Here is a 15067-nt window from a genome sequence, read left to right on the forward strand (position 1 = left end):
AAGACACGGGTTCAGGTTGCGCCCTGCCATAGAGACGGCAGAGGGCGCGAAATGTGGGATAGACAATCGATGGGATTTCCAGAGCCCCAGGGCCTCTATGATTCGCGTAACGAGCACGATGCGTGCGGTGTGGGTTTTGTCGCGCATATCAAAGGCGAAAAAAGCCATGCCATTATTACGCAGGCACTGGAAATTCTGAAAAACATCGACCACCGCGGCGCGGTGGGCGCCGACCCTCTGTTGGGCGACGGTGCGGGCATCCTGATCCAGATCCCCGATGCGCTGCTGCGCGACTGGGCCAAGGGCGCGGGCGTGACCCTGCCTCAGCCGGGCGATTATGCGGTGGCCATGTGCTTCCTGCCGCGTGATGAAGCCAGCCGCAATTTCGTGGTTGAATTCTTTGAAAAGTTCATCGCCAAGGAAGGTCAGACCCTGATCGGCTGGCGCGATGTGCCGGTGAACACCGATGGTCTGGGCAAGGCCGTAATGGAATCAATGCCGGTGATTCGCCAGTGCATCATCGGACGCGGTGAACATTGCGCCGACCAGAACGCCTTTGAACGCAAGCTGCTGGCCATCCGCAAGCAGACGCAGAACCCGCTGGCCGCTCTGGCCGAAAAGCATGGTCTGCCGGGCCTGACCGAACTGTATATGCCCAGCATCTCGACCCGTACCATCGTGTACAAGGGTCTGCTGCTGGCCACGCAGGTCGGCAGCTTCTATCCGGACCTGTCGAACCCGCTCTGCGTTTCGGCGCTGGGTCTGGTTCACCAGCGCTTTTCGACCAACACCTTCCCCAGCTGGAAGCTGGCGCATCCGTTCCGCTTCATCGCGCATAACGGCGAAATCAACACGGTTCGCGGCAATGTGAACTGGATCAACGCGCGCCGCCGCTCGATGCAGTCGGAACTGCTTGGTCCCGACCTCGACAAGATGTGGCCGATCATTCCGCATGGTCAGTCCGACACGGCCAGCCTCGACAATGCGCTCGAACTGCTGGTGGCGGGTGGCTATCCGCTGGTCCATGCGATGATGATGCTCATCCCCGAAGCGTGGGCGGGCAACCCGCTGATGGATGCCAAGCGCCGCGCGTTCTATGAATATCACGCCGCGCTGATGGAGCCGTGGGACGGTCCGGCCGCCGTGGCCTTTACCGATGGCCGCCAGATCGGCGCGACGCTGGACCGCAACGGTCTGCGCCCGGCCCGCTTCCTTGTGACCGACGATGACATCGTGGTGATGGCTTCGGAAAGCGGCGTTCTGCCGATTCCGGAAGAGAAGATCGTGCGAAAGTGGCGCCTGCAGCCGGGCCGCATGCTGCTGATCGACTTTGAACAGGGCCGCATCATTGAGGACGAGGAAATCAAGGCCAGCCTCGCCAATGCCGAGCCTTATGAAGAATGGCTGGAATCGGCCCAGTACAACATCAAGGATCTTGATGTCGTCGAACCCGAACTGGCCCAGCTGCCGGTGGAAACCACCACGCTGCTCGATCGTCAGCAGGCCTTTGGCTATACGCAGGAAGACATTTCCAAGTTCCTCGAACCGATGGGCCGCAATGGCGATGACCCGATCGGATCGATGGGCACCGATACGCCGATTGCCGTGCTCTCGCGCAAGTCGCGTCTGCTCTACGATTACTTCAAGCAGAACTTTGCGCAGGTGACCAACCCGCCGATCGACCCGATCCGCGAGGAACTGGTCATGTCGCTGGTGTCGATGATCGGTCCGCGCCCCAACCTGCTGGGCAAGGAAGCGGGCACGCATAAGCGTCTGGAAATCGACCAGCCGATCCTGACCAACGAAGACGTGGCCAAGATCCGCAGCGTTGAAGCCGCGCTTGACGGCGCGTTCCGCACCGCCACGGTCGACACCACCTGGGACGCCAAGGCAGGCGCAGAAGGTCTGGAACAGGCGATCAAGGAAATGTGCTGGGCGGCCACCGAAGCGGTGCTGGCCGATCACAACATCCTGATCCTGTCCGACCGTGCGCAGGGCCCCGATCGCATCCCGATGCCCGCTCTGCTGGCGACGGCCGCGATCCATCACCATCTGGTGCGTCAGGGTCTGCGTATGCAGGCGGGCCTTGTGGTGGAAACGGGCGAAGCGCGCGAAGTGCATCACTTCTGCGTTCTGGCCGGTTTCGGCGCCGAAGCGATCAACCCCTATGTGGCCTTTGAAACGCTGGAAGATATCCGCGTGAAGAAGGAGATCCCGCTCGACGCCAAGGCGGTGAAGAAGAACTACATCAAGGCGGTGGGCAAAGGCATCCTGAAGGTCATGTCCAAGATGGGCATCTCGACCTATCAGTCCTATTGCGGCGCGCAGATCTTTGACGCCATCGGTCTGTCGAGCAGCTTCATCAACGCCTATTTCACCGGCACGGCCACAACCATCGAGGGCGCTGGTCTCAAGGAGATCGCGGAAGAAACCGTACGTCGCCACGCGGCGGCCTATGGCGACAACCCGATCTACAAGAACATGCTCGATGTGGGCGGCATCTATGGCTATCGTATCCGCGGCGAAGAACACGCCTGGACGCCGGCCAACATCGCCAGCCTGCAGCATGCGGTCCGCGGCAATGTTCCTGAAAAGTACAAGGAATTTGCCGAGACGATCAACGATCAGTCGCAGCGCAACCTGACGATCCGTGGCCTGCTGGACTTCCGCAAGGCCGACAAGCCGCTGGACATCAGCGAGGTTGAACCGGCGAGCGAAATCGTCAAGCGTTTCGCCACCGGCGCGATGAGCTATGGCTCGATCAGCTGGGAAGCGCACACCACGCTGGCCATCGCCATGAACCGTATCGGCGGCAAGTCGAACACGGGCGAAGGCGGCGAGGATCCGGTTCGTTTCAAGCCGCTGCCCAATGGCGACTCGCTGCGTTCCTCGATCAAGCAGGTGGCATCGGGCCGTTTCGGCGTGACCAGCGAATATCTGGTCAATGCCGATGACATCCAGATCAAGATGGCCCAGGGCGCCAAGCCCGGCGAAGGCGGCCAGCTGCCCGGCGACAAGGTCGACAAGACCATCGGCAAGACCCGTCACTCGACCCCGGGTGTGGGCCTGATCTCGCCGCCGCCGCACCATGACATCTATTCGATCGAAGACTTGGCGCAGCTCATTCACGACCTGAAAAACGTGAACACCGGCGCGCGCATCTCGGTCAAGCTGGTGTCGGAAGTGGGCGTGGGCACGGTGGCCGCGGGCGTTTCCAAGGCGCGTGCAGACCATGTCACGATCTCGGGCTATGAAGGCGGGACGGGCGCTTCGCCGTTGACCTCGCTGACGCATGCCGGTTCGCCGTGGGAAATCGGTCTGGCCGAAACGCAGCAGACGCTGATGCTCAACAACCTGCGTTCGCGCATCTGTGTTCAGGCCGACGGCGGCCTGCGCACGGGCCGCGACGTGGCGGTGGCCGCGCTGCTGGGCGCTGACGAGTTCGGTTTCGCAACCGCGCCGCTGATCGCTGCGGGCTGCATCATGATGCGCAAGTGCCACCTCAACACCTGCCCCGTTGGCGTGGCAACGCAGGATCCCGTTCTGCGCGCCCGCTTCACGGGTCAGCCTGAGCATGTCATCAACTACTTCTTCTTTGTGGCCGAAGAACTGCGCGCCATCATGGCGGAGATGGGCTTCAAGACCATCGCCGAAATGGTCGGCCGCGTGGACCGTCTGGAACCCAAGCGCGCCATCGCGCACTGGAAGGCCGAAGGCATCGACCTCTCGCGCCTGCTGCACAAGGTTCCCGATGGCATCTCGCCCAGCCTGAACTGGAGCGAGACGCAGGACCACGGTCTGGGCGGCGCGCTGGACAATGATCTGATCGTTGCGGCCAGCGACGCTCTGATCGAGGGCAAGGCTGTGCGCATCGAGCGCAAGGTCATCAACGTCAACCGCACGGTCGGCGCGATGCTCTCGGGCGAGGTGGCGAAGCGTTATGGTCATGCGGGCCTGCCCGACAACACGATCCATATCGCCTTGACCGGCACCGCGGGTCAGTCGTTTGGCGCCTTCCTCGCGCATGGCGTGACGCTGGAGCTGACGGGCGACGGCAATGACTATGTGGGCAAGGGTCTGTCTGGCGGTCGCGTGATCGTCAAGCAGCCCGATTTCGTGAAGCGCGAGCCGACCGAAAACATCATCGTGGGCAACACGGTGCTGTATGGCGCGATCAGCGGTGAAGCCTTCTTTGCCGGTGTTGCGGGTGAACGTTTCGCGGTGCGCAATTCGGGCGCAATCGCCGTTGTCGAAGGCACCGGCGATCATGGCTGCGAATATATGACCGGCGGTGTGGTGGTCGTTCTGGGCAAGACCGGGCGCAACTTTGCGGCCGGTATGTCGGGCGGCGTGGCCTATGTCTATGACGAGGCTGGCAACTTTGCCGATCTGGTCAATCCGGCACAGGTCGACATCCTGCCGATCAGCGCGGCGCGTGATGAAGAGGACGGCGCAGGCCGTCCGCAGCAGCGCACCGTCTCGGTTCAGGATCTGGGCATGGGCGACATGCTGCGTCACGATGCCGAACGTCTGCGCATTCTGCTCGAACGTCACAAGCTCCACAGCGGCAGCAAGCGCGCCGCCGATCTGCTGGAAGATTGGGACAACGCGCTGACCAAGTTCGTCAAGGTCATGCCGCGTGATTATGCCAAGGCGCTGCGCAGCTTTGAAGCTGAGCGTCTGGCCGCCGAAACCGTGGCCGCAGAATAAGTTCGAGAAGGAAGGAATTACACATGGGCAAGGAAACCGGCTTTCTCGAGCTTGACCGTCAGGACCGCACCTATGCGGACCCGAAGGAGCGCGTGAAGCATTACAAGGAATTCGTGATCCCGCATGCCGAGCCTGCGCTGAAAAGCCAGGCCTCGCGCTGCATGAATTGCGGCATTCCCTATTGTCACAACGGCTGTCCGGTGAACAACATCATCCCGGACTGGAACCATCTGGTCTATGAAGGCGACTGGCAGAATGCGCTCGAAGTGCTGCATTCGACCAACAACTTCCCGGAATTCACGGGGCGCATCTGCCCCGCTCCGTGCGAAGCGGCCTGTACGCTGAACATCATTGACCAGCCGGTGACGATCAAGTCGATCGAATGTGCGATCGTCGACAAGGGCTGGGACAATGGCTGGATCACCGCGCAGGTGCCCGCCAAGAAGACCGGCAAGTCGGTGGCCGTGGTGGGTTCGGGCCCGGCCGGTATGGCCGCGGCCCAGCAGTTGGCGCGTGCCGGTCATTCGGTGACGGTGTTTGAAAAGAACGACCGCATCGGCGGGCTGCTGCGTTACGGCATCCCCGACTTCAAGATGGAAAAGCACCTCATCAACCGCCGCATGGTGCAGATGGAAGCCGAAGGCGTGGCATTCCGCACCTCGGTCGAGGTGGGCGTGCATGTTTCGGTGGAATCGCTGAAGGAAAACTTTGACGCCATCGTGCTGGCGGGCGGTGCGGAAGATCCGCGTCCGCTCAACATTCCGGGTTATGAACTGCCCGGCGTGCGCTTTGCGATGGAATTCCTGACGCAGCAGAACAAGCGCGTTGCGGGCGACGATGAAATCCGCGCCGCGCCGCGTGGCAGCCTGACCGCCACGGGCAAGCATGTCGTGGTGATCGGCGGGGGCGATACGGGCAGCGACTGTGTTGGCACGTCCAACCGTCAGGGCGCGCTGTCGGTGACGCAGCTGGAAATCATGCCCGAACCGCCGGTGAAGGAAAACAAGGCGATGAGCTGGCCCAACTGGCCGCTCAAGCTGCGTACGTCGAGCAGCCATGAAGAAGGTGTGGCCCGTGAATTTGCCGTGCTGACCAAGCGCTGCGTGGGCGAAAACGGGGTCGTCACCGGCCTCGAATGCGTCCGCGTCGAATGGGAAGGCGGCAAGATGGTCGAAGTGCCGGGCAGCGAATTCACGCTCAAGGCCGACCTCATCCTGCTGGCCATGGGCTTTGTCGGCCCGCGCAAGCAGGGTCTGCTCGATCAGGCCGGCGTGACGCTGGACGCGCGCGGCAATGTGAAGGCCGACACCAACACCTATCGCACCAGCGACGACAAGATCTTTGCCTGCGGCGACATGCGCCGTGGTCAGTCCTTGGTCGTGTGGGCCATCCGTGAGGGCCGTCAGGCCGCCCGCGCGGTGGACGAAGCGCTGATGGGCGTGACCGAACTGCCGCGCTGATCAAGCGCGATTAGTGCAAGAATTAAGCGCTGACGGGGCCGACCTGTCAGCGCTTTTTCTTTTGCCTGTCGCTTGGCTGGCCGGGATGTTGGCGTAGAATGGGCAAAACTCACCGGAGTCGATGCCCATGTTCCTCGACACAAGCGATCCCTGGCCGCCTCACGAACCTTGGAGCCCGGCCCCACGGCGCGAAAAACCGCAACTGAGCCGTCCGAGGGAGAAAATGGTCATTTCACTTGTCGGGCTTAATCTCTTGCTGCTTTTCGTGGCGCCCATCGCGGGTATGACATTTTTCGACATTGCCGTGGCCATCTGGCATAGGCTTTAAGAACCCGCCGCCTGCTTCATCGCTGCAGCCAGTTTGTTGTGATAGTCGAATTGCTCGTACTTGGGGCCGTTATAGGCTCTGGCAAAGGCGCGGCAGGTTTCCGCATTGGTGGACAGCGCCGCCATCTCGTCCTGCAAATTGTTGGCTTCGACGTAATAGGCCAGCAATTGGTAATGCCCGGCCTCTGATGCGACGGTTGATAGCGCCATTTCGAAGGGGGAGGCGAAGTGAAAATCGTCCCAATACTCGCCCAGAACCTGAAATTTTCCCCATGAGCAGGCCATGAAGGCAGCATCGACCTGTCCGGTCACGACAGCATCCAGCAACTTTTCCCAGCTGTTTTCATTGTAGCCGCCCGACTGCGGGTTGCTGAAGCTGCTGATCGAATATTTGCCGCCGGTGTATTTGTGGAATTTGTGGCGTTCAAACAGGATTTTAGGGCGCTTGTCTTTGTCAAAGCCGCTGCCGGCGGCCTCGACCTTGCCGACGGCGGACAATTGCTTGGCGCTGACTCCCAAGCGTTTGGCGATCAGGCTGGCCTGATCGGCACTCAACGCTGCCGTATTGCTGCTGGTGAAAGTGTGGAGCAAGGCTTTGCGAGAGAGGTTGCACCACAGGCCATCCGGGTGAACGCCAATGGCTTTTTGCAGTTCTGTGATGGTCATAAATCCCCTTTCGTTAAAAAAGGGAACCTATGTTTACCATTTTGGCAATTTAGGAAACATCATATTCACCAAAAATCATTGCGCAGCCCAATCCACCGGATCGCGCGCCACAGAAACGAGAAATTCATTCGCCTTTGAAAAATGACCGCTGCCAAACCACCCATTATAGGCCGACAGCGGGCTGGGATGGGGTGCGTTCAGCACTAGATGACGCCCGTCCAGCAAGCCCGGCACGCGCGCGGCCTTTTTCTGCGCATGGCTACCCCACAGCATGAAGACGCAGGGTTGCCGCCCCCCCGCCACCGCCGCGACGCAGGCATCGGTGATCGCCTCCCAGCCTTTTTTCTGATGCGATCCGGCCTTGCCCTGCTCAACGCTCAAGGCATTGTTGAGCAGCAGCACCCCTTGCCGCGCCCAGCCGGACAGATCCCCATGGGCGGGCGGGACAAAACCGACGTCTGCCTTCAACTCTTTGTAAATATTGGCAAGGCTGGGCGGGATCCGCACGCCACGTGGCACCGAAAAGCTCAGCCCATGGGCCTGACCGGGGCCGTGATAGGGGTCCTGCCCCAGAATCACCACCTTGACCGCATCCAGCGGGGTCAATTCCAGCGCAGCAAAACGCTGATCGCGCGGGGGATAGATCACCTTGCCCGCCGCCTCTTCGGATTGCAGGAAATCGAACAGCGATCCGGCCTGCGGCGTCGAGAGCACAGGCGCCAGCGCATCACGCCAACTTGTGGGAACTGCGTCACTGGCCGTCATAATCTGCCTTCCTGCCTTATTCAGGGCTTTTCACAAAGCTCGCTTCGTCCTAAGCATTTTGGCACAATGGCTGTCTATCTCCACGAAGAAGATCTCCCCGAAGGCGTGCTGGCTCCCGGCCCGATTGCGGTGGATACCGAAACCATGGGCCTTATCACGGCCCGCGACCGGCTGTGCGTCGTCCAGATTGCCGATGGCAAGGGCGATGAACATCTCGTCCGCTTCAAACCGGGCAGCGATTATGCCGCGCCCAATCTGAAGGCGGTGCTGGCCGATCCGGAGCGGGTCAAGATCTATCACTTTGCCCGTTTCGACATTGCCGCGATCCAGCACTATCTGGGCGTGGTGGCGGCCCCGGTGTTCTGCACCAAGATCGCCAGCAAGCTGGTACGCACCTATACCGATCGCCATGGCCTGAAGGATCTGGTCCGCGAATTGCTTGGCAAGGAATTGAGCAAGCAGCAGCAGTCGAGCGATTGGGGCGGCGCGGAACTGTCCGATGCCCAGCGCGAATATGCGGCCAGCGACGTGCGCTATCTGCACGCGGCCCATGCCATTCTGGTCACGCGTTTGGAACGTGAAGGGCGCACCGCTCTGGCGCAGGCTTGCTTTGACTTCCTGCCCGCACGGGCGGAACTCGATCTGGCCGGGTGGCCCGACCACGACATCTTCAGCCACATGTCGGCTTGAGTTAGCACCTTGACCATCGGTGCCGATCTTCTGCGCAACCGCCGCCGCGCCAAAGCCGCGCCCGGCGGAGCGCATGATCGCATGATCCGTTTCCTGTTTTCGGCATTGCCCATCGGCGTGGGCATGATCACCGCCGTCATGGTGGTCAGCCCGATCTTTCCCCATGGCGAAGTTTCGTTCCTGCTTGACCGCAACAAAGTGGCGATTGCCAAGGAGCGGCTTGCCGTCACGGCGGCCAGCTATCGCGGGACCGATGACAAGGGGCGCGCCTTTGAATTGAACGCAGGGCAGGCGGTGCAGCATTCGGCGCAGGTTCCGATTGTCGAAATGCGCCAATTGAACGCCAGCCTGGGCATGGCCGATGGCCCCGCAATCGTCGAGGCCCCATCGGCGCGCTATGATCTGAACCGCGAGGTGATGCAGGTTGCCGGTCCCGTGCGCCTTTCCGAAGGCGATGGCTATCGGATGCAAACCAGCGATGTCGCCATCAACCTCAAAAATCGTCGGGCAACCGCCACCGGCGGCGTAACGGGAACGGTGCCGGCCGGCACATTTTCCGCAGAACGCATGTCAGCCGATATTTCGGAGCGAAAGATCGTTCTGGAAGGGCGGGCAAGATTGCGCATGACGCCCAGCAAGATGAAGATTCCCCAATAAGGGATTAGCACTAATTTCCAATTTCACGAAGCCGCGGCGCAAACGTGGCTTCACCCAGGGCCAGCCTTGGGCTAAGAGCCAGGTCATGCCTAATATGTCAAAGCTTGCCCCTTACCACCGCCTCCTTGCCTTGAGCGCGCTTTGCGTTGCGCTGGGCGGACCTGCAAGCACTTCGCTCGCCCAAAGCGCGGCCCGGTACGACAGCGACAAGCCCGTTGATTATGCCGCCGACCGGATCGAGGTGCAGGATAAGGCCAAGCGCGTGCTGCTGACAGGCAATGTCGATATTACGCAGCAAGATCTGCGCATGCGCTCTGCGCGCACGACGGTGGCCTATGACAGCCAGGGTGCCGACAAAAATGATATAAAAATTCAGCGGATCGATGCCACCGGCAACGTCGAAATCACACAAGGCGACGATCGCGTTTGGGGCGATCTGGCAACCTATGATTTTTCCCGGCGCGTGATCACGGTGGTGGGCAATGTGCGGCTTCAAAATGCGCGCGGTAATGGCAAGGGTGAGAGATTGGTCATCGACCTTGATCGGCACATTTCCAATTTCGTGGGCGCGTCTTCGGGGTCGGGCGACAAGAGTAGCGGCGGCCGCGTGACGGGCAGCTTTACGGTCGCCAAACGAAACGCGACAACACCATAAGCATCCCTGTGGCACCGGGCGAACACCGATATTTTGGTTCGCAATATTTCACGCTTTTCCCAGATAGGGTCAAATTGGCGTCCGCCAAGCGCATGGCGGAACGGGCCTATCGACGCCAGATTTTGTACTGAGCCCGGAATATTGCAAAGCGCGCGCGCCAACCAAAATGGCCCTTTGCAAATAGAGATGCCATGCCTTTTTGGCTTTTCGGCAATCATTTGGACTGAGTCGTCGATGCCAACATCAACAAGCGCGGCCTGCCGAGAGATCGGAAAAAGCGGCGAAATATCAACACCAATCCATCAGGTACAATTTTGGCACAGAATAAGTATGTTTACTTAAGCAATCGCCGAAGAATGTAGCTTGCAAAAATCACGGCTCCGGTTAGATATGTTGCATCTGCGAATAAAATTGAGGCGATAGATACAATGACAAGCCCCACCCTAGAAGGCGCTTCGCACGAAGGAAAAGTTGCACTGATCACTGGTGTAACTGGCCAGGATGGAGCCTATCTGGCACGCCTCCTTTTGGAAAAGGGCTATGAAGTTCACGGCCTTAAGCGCCGATCGTCCTCTTTTAACACGGGCCGCGTAGAAGACATCTATGAAGACCCCCATGTCGAGAACGCCCGTTTCCATCTCCATTATGGCGATTTGACGGATTCCACGAACCTCATTCGCATTGTTCAGCAGGTTCAGCCGGACGAAATCTACAATCTGGCGGCACAGAGCCACGTGCAGGTCAGCTTTGACACGCCCGAATATACGGCCAATGCCGACGCCATCGGCACGCTGCGCCTGCTCGAAGCTATCCGTATTCTGGGGCTGGAAAAGAAGACGCGCTTCTACCAGGCCTCAACCTCGGAACTTTACGGCCTGGTGCAGGAAGTGCCTCAGCGCGAAACGACGCCCTTCTACCCGCGCTCGCCCTATGGCGTGGCCAAGCTTTATGGCTACTGGATCGTGGTGAACTATCGCGAGGCCTATGGCATTCATGCCAGCAACGGCATCCTGTTCAACCACGAAAGCCCGCTGCGCGGCGAAACTTTTGTCACGCGCAAGATCACCCGTGCGGCCGCGGCGATCTCGTTGGGTCGTCAGGAAAAGCTGTATCTGGGCAATCTGGACGCCAAGCGCGACTGGGGCCACGCACGCGAATATGTCGAAGGCATGTGGCGCATGTTGCAGCAGGACGAAGGCGACGATTACGTTTTGGCCACGGGCGAAACAACCGAGGTGCGCGAATTTGTGCGCTGGGCGTTTGAAGATGTGGGCATTGATCTGGAATTCACCGGCGATGGCGTCGAGGAAAAGGGCATCTGCAAGAAGACCGGCAAGGTCATCATTGAAATCGACCCGCGCTATTTCCGCCCGACCGAGGTGGACCTGCTGATCGGTGACCCGGCCAAGGCCAAGGAAAAGCTGGGCTGGACGCATAAGACCACCGTTCGCGAACTGGCGCGCGAAATGGTTCAGGCCGATCTTGAAGTCATGCGCGACGCGCCCATCGCCAAGTTCCAGTAAGGAAGCGCAATGTTTGATCTTTCGGGCAAGCGCGTTTTCGTTGCCGGCCATCGCGGCATGGTCGGCAGCGCCGTGGTGCGGCGGCTTGCCGGCGAAAATTGCGAAGTCATCACCGCAGGACGCGCCGATCTGGACCTGATGGATCAGGCCGCCGTGCGTGGCTGGATGGCGAAGGAAAAGCCCGATGTGGTCGTGGTTGCCGCCGCCAAGGTGGGCGGCATTATGGCCAACAACACCTATCCGGCTGACTTCCTTTATAATAACCTGATGATCGAGGCGAACCTGATCGAGGCATCGCATCGGGTTGATGTGGGCAAACTGCTGTTTCTTGGCTCTTCCTGCATTTACCCCAAATTTGCGACCCAGCCGATTACCGAGGATGCGCTGCTGACCGGCCCGTTGGAACCGACCAACGAGTGGTATGCGATCGCCAAAATTGCCGGGATCAAGCTGTGCGAATCCTATCGGGTCCAGCACGGCGCCGATTATATCAGCGGCATGCCCACCAACCTGTACGGTCCGGGCGACAATTACAACCTTGAAACCAGCCATGTGATGCCGGCCTTGATCCGCAAGGTTCACAATGCCAAGCAAAGCGGCGGTACGGTCGAGGTATGGGGCACCGGCACGCCGCGGCGTGAATTCCTGCATGCCGATGATTGCGCCGATGCCTGCATCCATCTGCTCAAGAATTATTCGGCGCAGGAACACGTCAACATTGGCTTCGGCTCGGATGTTTCGATCCTCGAACTGACGCAACTGGTGATGGAAGTCATCGGTTATGAAGGCGAGATTGTCCATGATCTGTCCAAGCCTGACGGCACACCGCGCAAGCTGATGGATTCCACCCGTCTGCACGATTTGGGCTGGAAGCCCAAGATCGGGCTGAAAGAGGGTATTGCGGACGCCTATAGCCACTTTCTGCAAGAGATTGCCTGATGGCTGAGGCGCTTCGGCTCGCCATCGTCGGGCTGAATTATGCGCCCGAGGAAATTGGCATCGCCCGTTACACCGCCGACATGGCCCGTGCGTTGACCGCGCGCGGACATTCGGTTTCGGTAATTTCGGGCAAGCCCTATTATCCGGCATGGCATGTTCCGCAGGAATGGCGCGGAGGCTGGCGCAAGTCGGTCGAGGACGGGGTGTCGATCACCCGTTGCCCCCTCTATGTCCCGGCCCAACCCACCGGACTGAAGCGTATCATCCATCTGGCCAGCTACGCTTTGAGCGCGCTTGGCCCTGCCATCCGTCTGGCCCGCAAGAATCGCCCTCAGGTGGTGTTCTGCATCGCCCCTGCCCTTCTCAGCGTGCCGGTGGCTTGGATCGCGGCCCGTATGTCGGGGGCGAAATTGTGGGTGCATATTCAGGATTTCGAGGTCGAGGCTGCCTTTGCCACCGGTTTGGTGCAGGAAAAGAGCGGCTTGGCCAAATGGGGCGCCAAGGCCGAAGCCTTGCTGCTGGGGCTGGCCGATATTGTATCCTCGATCAGCCCACAGATGGTTGCCAAACTTCATGAAAAAGGCATCCCTGCTGCGCGCACCATCGAAATCCGCAACTGGGCCGACAGCACGATCCAGCCCGATCCCAGCCATGGCGGCGCCTATCGCGCCGAGTGGGGGCTGGAGGGTAAAAAAGTCTGCCTCTATTCGGGCAATATCGCCAACAAACAGGGCATCGACATCCTGATCGAGGCCAGCCGCAAGTTGCAGGACCGCGATGACATTGCCTTTGTCATCTGTGGCGACGGGCCCAACCGCGCAAGATTGCAGGAATTGGCCCAAGGCTTGCGCAATATCCAGTTTCACGGGCTGCAACCCTCGGCGCGCATGGGGGAATTGCTGGGTCTGGCCACCATTCATCTCCTGCCCCAAATTCCGGGCGCGGCGGATCTGGTTTTGCCATCAAAGCTGACCAATATGCTGGCGTCCGGGCGCCCGGTTGTCGCCACGACCGAACAGGGCACAGGTCTGTATGACGAAGTGGATGGTTGCGGACTTTGCACCAAGCCCGGCGATGCCGCCGCCTTGGCACAGGCCATCGTCACTTTGGCCGATGATCCGGAAACCTGCGCCGCCATGGCTGCCGTCGGCCGCGAACGGTCGGTGGAGCGATGGTCGATGCAATCCATCATCGGCCGCCTAGAAGCACGCGCCACCCAATTGGTGGGCGGAGGCCAAAGGTGACAACCCCCGCCATGCCCTCTGGCGAGGCATCAAGCGTTTCACCACATGGCGCGGCGCCAAAACCGGGAAAGTTGCGCAAGGCGCTGTTTTCACGGCTGGGGCGCGGCACATTGGCCGGCATTTACGCCCAATTCATCCAATTGGCCATCCAACTGATTTCCGTGCCGGTTTTGACCAGCCATTGGGGGCTGGCCGGATATGGCGCATGGGTGCTGCTGTTCACGGTTCCGCAAATGCTGGCCATGGCTGACCTGGGCCTGACGGCGGCAGGCGCCAATGCCATGACGTCGGCAACGGCGCAGGGCCATTTCGAAAAAGCTGCTCGCATTCACACCAGCCTGCGCTGGACATCCTTGTTGATGGCGCTGACGGTGGGGTCGATTATCGGCATCTATGTGCTGGGTTTGCGCCCGCAGACGCTCGACTTTGCCCAGCCATTTACCCATGGCCGCGCCTGGGTGACGGTATTGGCTATGCTGGCTTATACCGTTCTGGCGATGCAAAATGCCGTGACCGCCGCCGGATTTCGCGCCGCAGACGCTTTTGCCACCTGGCAGACGGTCTATGACACCTGCCTTTTGACCGAAACGCTTGCCGCTCTGACGGTGGCGGCGATTGGATATGGGCCTGAAGAAGTGGCCTTGACCTATTTGGCCTGCCGCGCGCTTTTTTCTGGCTTGCTGGGCCTGTTCCTTCGCAGAATCGCGCCCTGGAGCGCATTGGCCGGCTGGCGCTTTGACAGCGAAGAAATCAGGCGTTTGATCAAACCTGCCGTGGCCGCTTTCATGTTGCCCGCGGCCCAAGGCGTAACCTTGCAAGGGTCGGTCATGGTCATTGGCGCCATGGCCGGTCCGGCGGCTGTTCCCGCCTTTTCGACATTGCGCACCATCAGCCGCACAGCGTTGCAATTCACCTATCGCTTCAACTTTGCGTCTATGCCGCGCTACACGGTGCATCACGCAACCGGCAATGAAGCGGGCAAAACGATGCTGGTGCTGGCCAATCTGGCCGTTGCAGCCTTGTTGCTGTTGCCCGCGGCGCCTGTGCTGTTCCTTTTGGGAAAACCGATCATCGCGATCTGGACCCATGGCGTTGTCCATCCCTCGACCGCGCTGCTGGGGTTGATGCTTGCGGCCATGGTTCTGAACGGATTATGGGTGCCCATGTCCAATCTGATCTGTGCGATCAATGAACATGCGCGGTTCACCTATTTCTATCTGTTTTGCAGCCTTGTGTCGGTGGCCCTGGGCGCTTTGGCCGTTCGCCATAATGGCGTAGAAGGCATGGGCATGGCCATGGTCGCGCAGGAAATCGTGATGGCGGCGTGGGTGTGGCGCATGGCCATCAGACGCGGCATGATCCGGTGGGACATGGTCAAACCCGCCGTCCGTAATGCAACTGAACGCCTGCATGGCAAGGGAAAGAAGTGAG

Annotated in this window: 11 protein-coding genes; 9 read left to right on the forward strand and 2 right to left on the reverse strand. The window is 60.2% G+C overall.

What is annotated here, in order from left to right:
* Window positions 1–69: 69 nt before the first annotated feature.
* Window positions 70–4710, forward strand: a complete 4641-nt coding sequence (gene gltB / locus ACZ9HU_RS13945) for a glutamate synthase large subunit (RefSeq protein ID WP_476105832.1) — start codon at window positions 70–72, stop codon at window positions 4708–4710.
* Window positions 4711–4733: 23 nt separating this feature from the next.
* A complete protein-coding gene (locus ACZ9HU_RS13950; RefSeq protein ID WP_476105833.1) occupies window positions 4734–6170 on the forward strand; it encodes a glutamate synthase subunit beta in 1437 nt (478 codons plus the stop codon).
* A 324-nt stretch (window positions 6171–6494) separates the two neighbouring features.
* Here ACZ9HU_RS13950 and ACZ9HU_RS13955 read toward each other — a convergent pair whose 3' ends face one another.
* Together ACZ9HU_RS13955 and ung are read right to left on the reverse strand one after the other, a co-directional pair.
* Complete coding sequence (locus ACZ9HU_RS13955) at window positions 6495–7163, reverse strand: N-acetylmuramidase domain-containing protein (protein ID WP_476105834.1); 669 nt, start codon at window positions 7161–7163, stop codon at window positions 6495–6497.
* Between the two features lie 75 nt (window positions 7164–7238).
* Complete coding sequence (gene ung / locus ACZ9HU_RS13960) at window positions 7239–7928, reverse strand: uracil-DNA glycosylase (RefSeq protein ID WP_476105835.1); 690 nt, start codon at window positions 7926–7928, stop codon at window positions 7239–7241.
* Between the two features lie 66 nt (window positions 7929–7994).
* On the opposite strand from ung, the gene ACZ9HU_RS13965 reads away from it, so the two are divergent.
* From ACZ9HU_RS13965 to ACZ9HU_RS13995, 7 genes are all read left to right on the forward strand, one after another.
* On the forward strand, window positions 7995–8618 hold the full coding sequence (locus ACZ9HU_RS13965; protein WP_476105836.1) for a ribonuclease D: 624 nt from the start codon (window positions 7995–7997) through the stop codon (window positions 8616–8618).
* A 9-nt stretch (window positions 8619–8627) separates the two neighbouring features.
* On the forward strand, window positions 8628–9275 hold the full coding sequence (gene lptC / locus ACZ9HU_RS13970; RefSeq protein WP_476105837.1) for an LPS export ABC transporter periplasmic protein LptC: 648 nt from the start codon (window positions 8628–8630) through the stop codon (window positions 9273–9275).
* A 94-nt stretch (window positions 9276–9369) separates the two neighbouring features.
* Window positions 9370–9930 (forward strand): LptA/OstA family protein, encoded by a 561-nt coding sequence (locus tag ACZ9HU_RS13975; RefSeq protein WP_476105838.1) that lies wholly within the window; start codon window positions 9370–9372, stop codon window positions 9928–9930.
* Window positions 9931–10358: 428 nt separating this feature from the next.
* Window positions 10359–11453 (forward strand): GDP-mannose 4,6-dehydratase, encoded by a 1095-nt coding sequence (gene gmd / locus ACZ9HU_RS13980; RefSeq protein ID WP_476105839.1) that lies wholly within the window; start codon window positions 10359–10361, stop codon window positions 11451–11453.
* A 9-nt stretch (window positions 11454–11462) separates the two neighbouring features.
* Entirely contained in the window at window positions 11463–12392 is a 930-nt protein-coding gene (gene fcl, locus ACZ9HU_RS13985) for a GDP-L-fucose synthase (RefSeq protein ID WP_476105840.1), read from the forward strand.
* Window positions 12392–13636: a WcaI family glycosyltransferase gene (locus tag ACZ9HU_RS13990; protein WP_476105841.1), complete on the forward strand. Its 1245-nt coding sequence runs from the start codon at window positions 12392–12394 to the stop codon at window positions 13634–13636. Before fcl ends, ACZ9HU_RS13990 begins: the two co-directional genes overlap by 1 nt.
* Window positions 13633–15066 carry a lipopolysaccharide biosynthesis protein gene (locus tag ACZ9HU_RS13995; protein ID WP_476105842.1) on the forward strand — a complete coding sequence of 478 codons (1434 nt, stop codon included), beginning with the start codon at window positions 13633–13635 and terminating at the stop codon, window positions 15064–15066. The genes ACZ9HU_RS13990 and ACZ9HU_RS13995 overlap by 4 nt, the downstream gene beginning before the upstream one ends.
* Window position 15067 lies beyond the last annotated feature (1 nt).

The organism is Novosphingobium sp. Sphag1I (assembly GCF_056279125.1).

What these genes read in the sequence shown, in the direction of transcription:
- gltB (WP_476105832.1), top strand. Translation starts at nt 70, where the DNA reads ATGGGATTTCCAGAGCCCCAGGGCCTCTATGATTCGCGTAACGAGCAC.
- ACZ9HU_RS13950 (WP_476105833.1), top strand. Translation starts at nt 4,734, where the DNA reads ATGGGCAAGGAAACCGGCTTTCTCGAGCTTGACCGTCAGGACCGCACC.
- ACZ9HU_RS13955 (WP_476105834.1), bottom strand. Translation starts at nt 7,163, where the DNA reads ATGACCATCACAGAACTGCAAAAAGCCATTGGCGTTCACCCGGATGGC.
- ung (WP_476105835.1), bottom strand. Translation starts at nt 7,928, where the DNA reads ATGACGGCCAGTGACGCAGTTCCCACAAGTTGGCGTGATGCGCTGGCG.
- ACZ9HU_RS13965 (WP_476105836.1), top strand. Translation starts at nt 7,995, where the DNA reads ATGGCTGTCTATCTCCACGAAGAAGATCTCCCCGAAGGCGTGCTGGCT.
- ACZ9HU_RS13975 (WP_476105838.1), top strand. Translation starts at nt 9,370, where the DNA reads ATGTCAAAGCTTGCCCCTTACCACCGCCTCCTTGCCTTGAGCGCGCTT.
- gmd (WP_476105839.1), top strand. Translation starts at nt 10,359, where the DNA reads ATGACAAGCCCCACCCTAGAAGGCGCTTCGCACGAAGGAAAAGTTGCA.
- fcl (WP_476105840.1), top strand. Translation starts at nt 11,463, where the DNA reads ATGTTTGATCTTTCGGGCAAGCGCGTTTTCGTTGCCGGCCATCGCGGC.
- ACZ9HU_RS13990 (WP_476105841.1), top strand. Translation starts at nt 12,392, where the DNA reads ATGGCTGAGGCGCTTCGGCTCGCCATCGTCGGGCTGAATTATGCGCCC.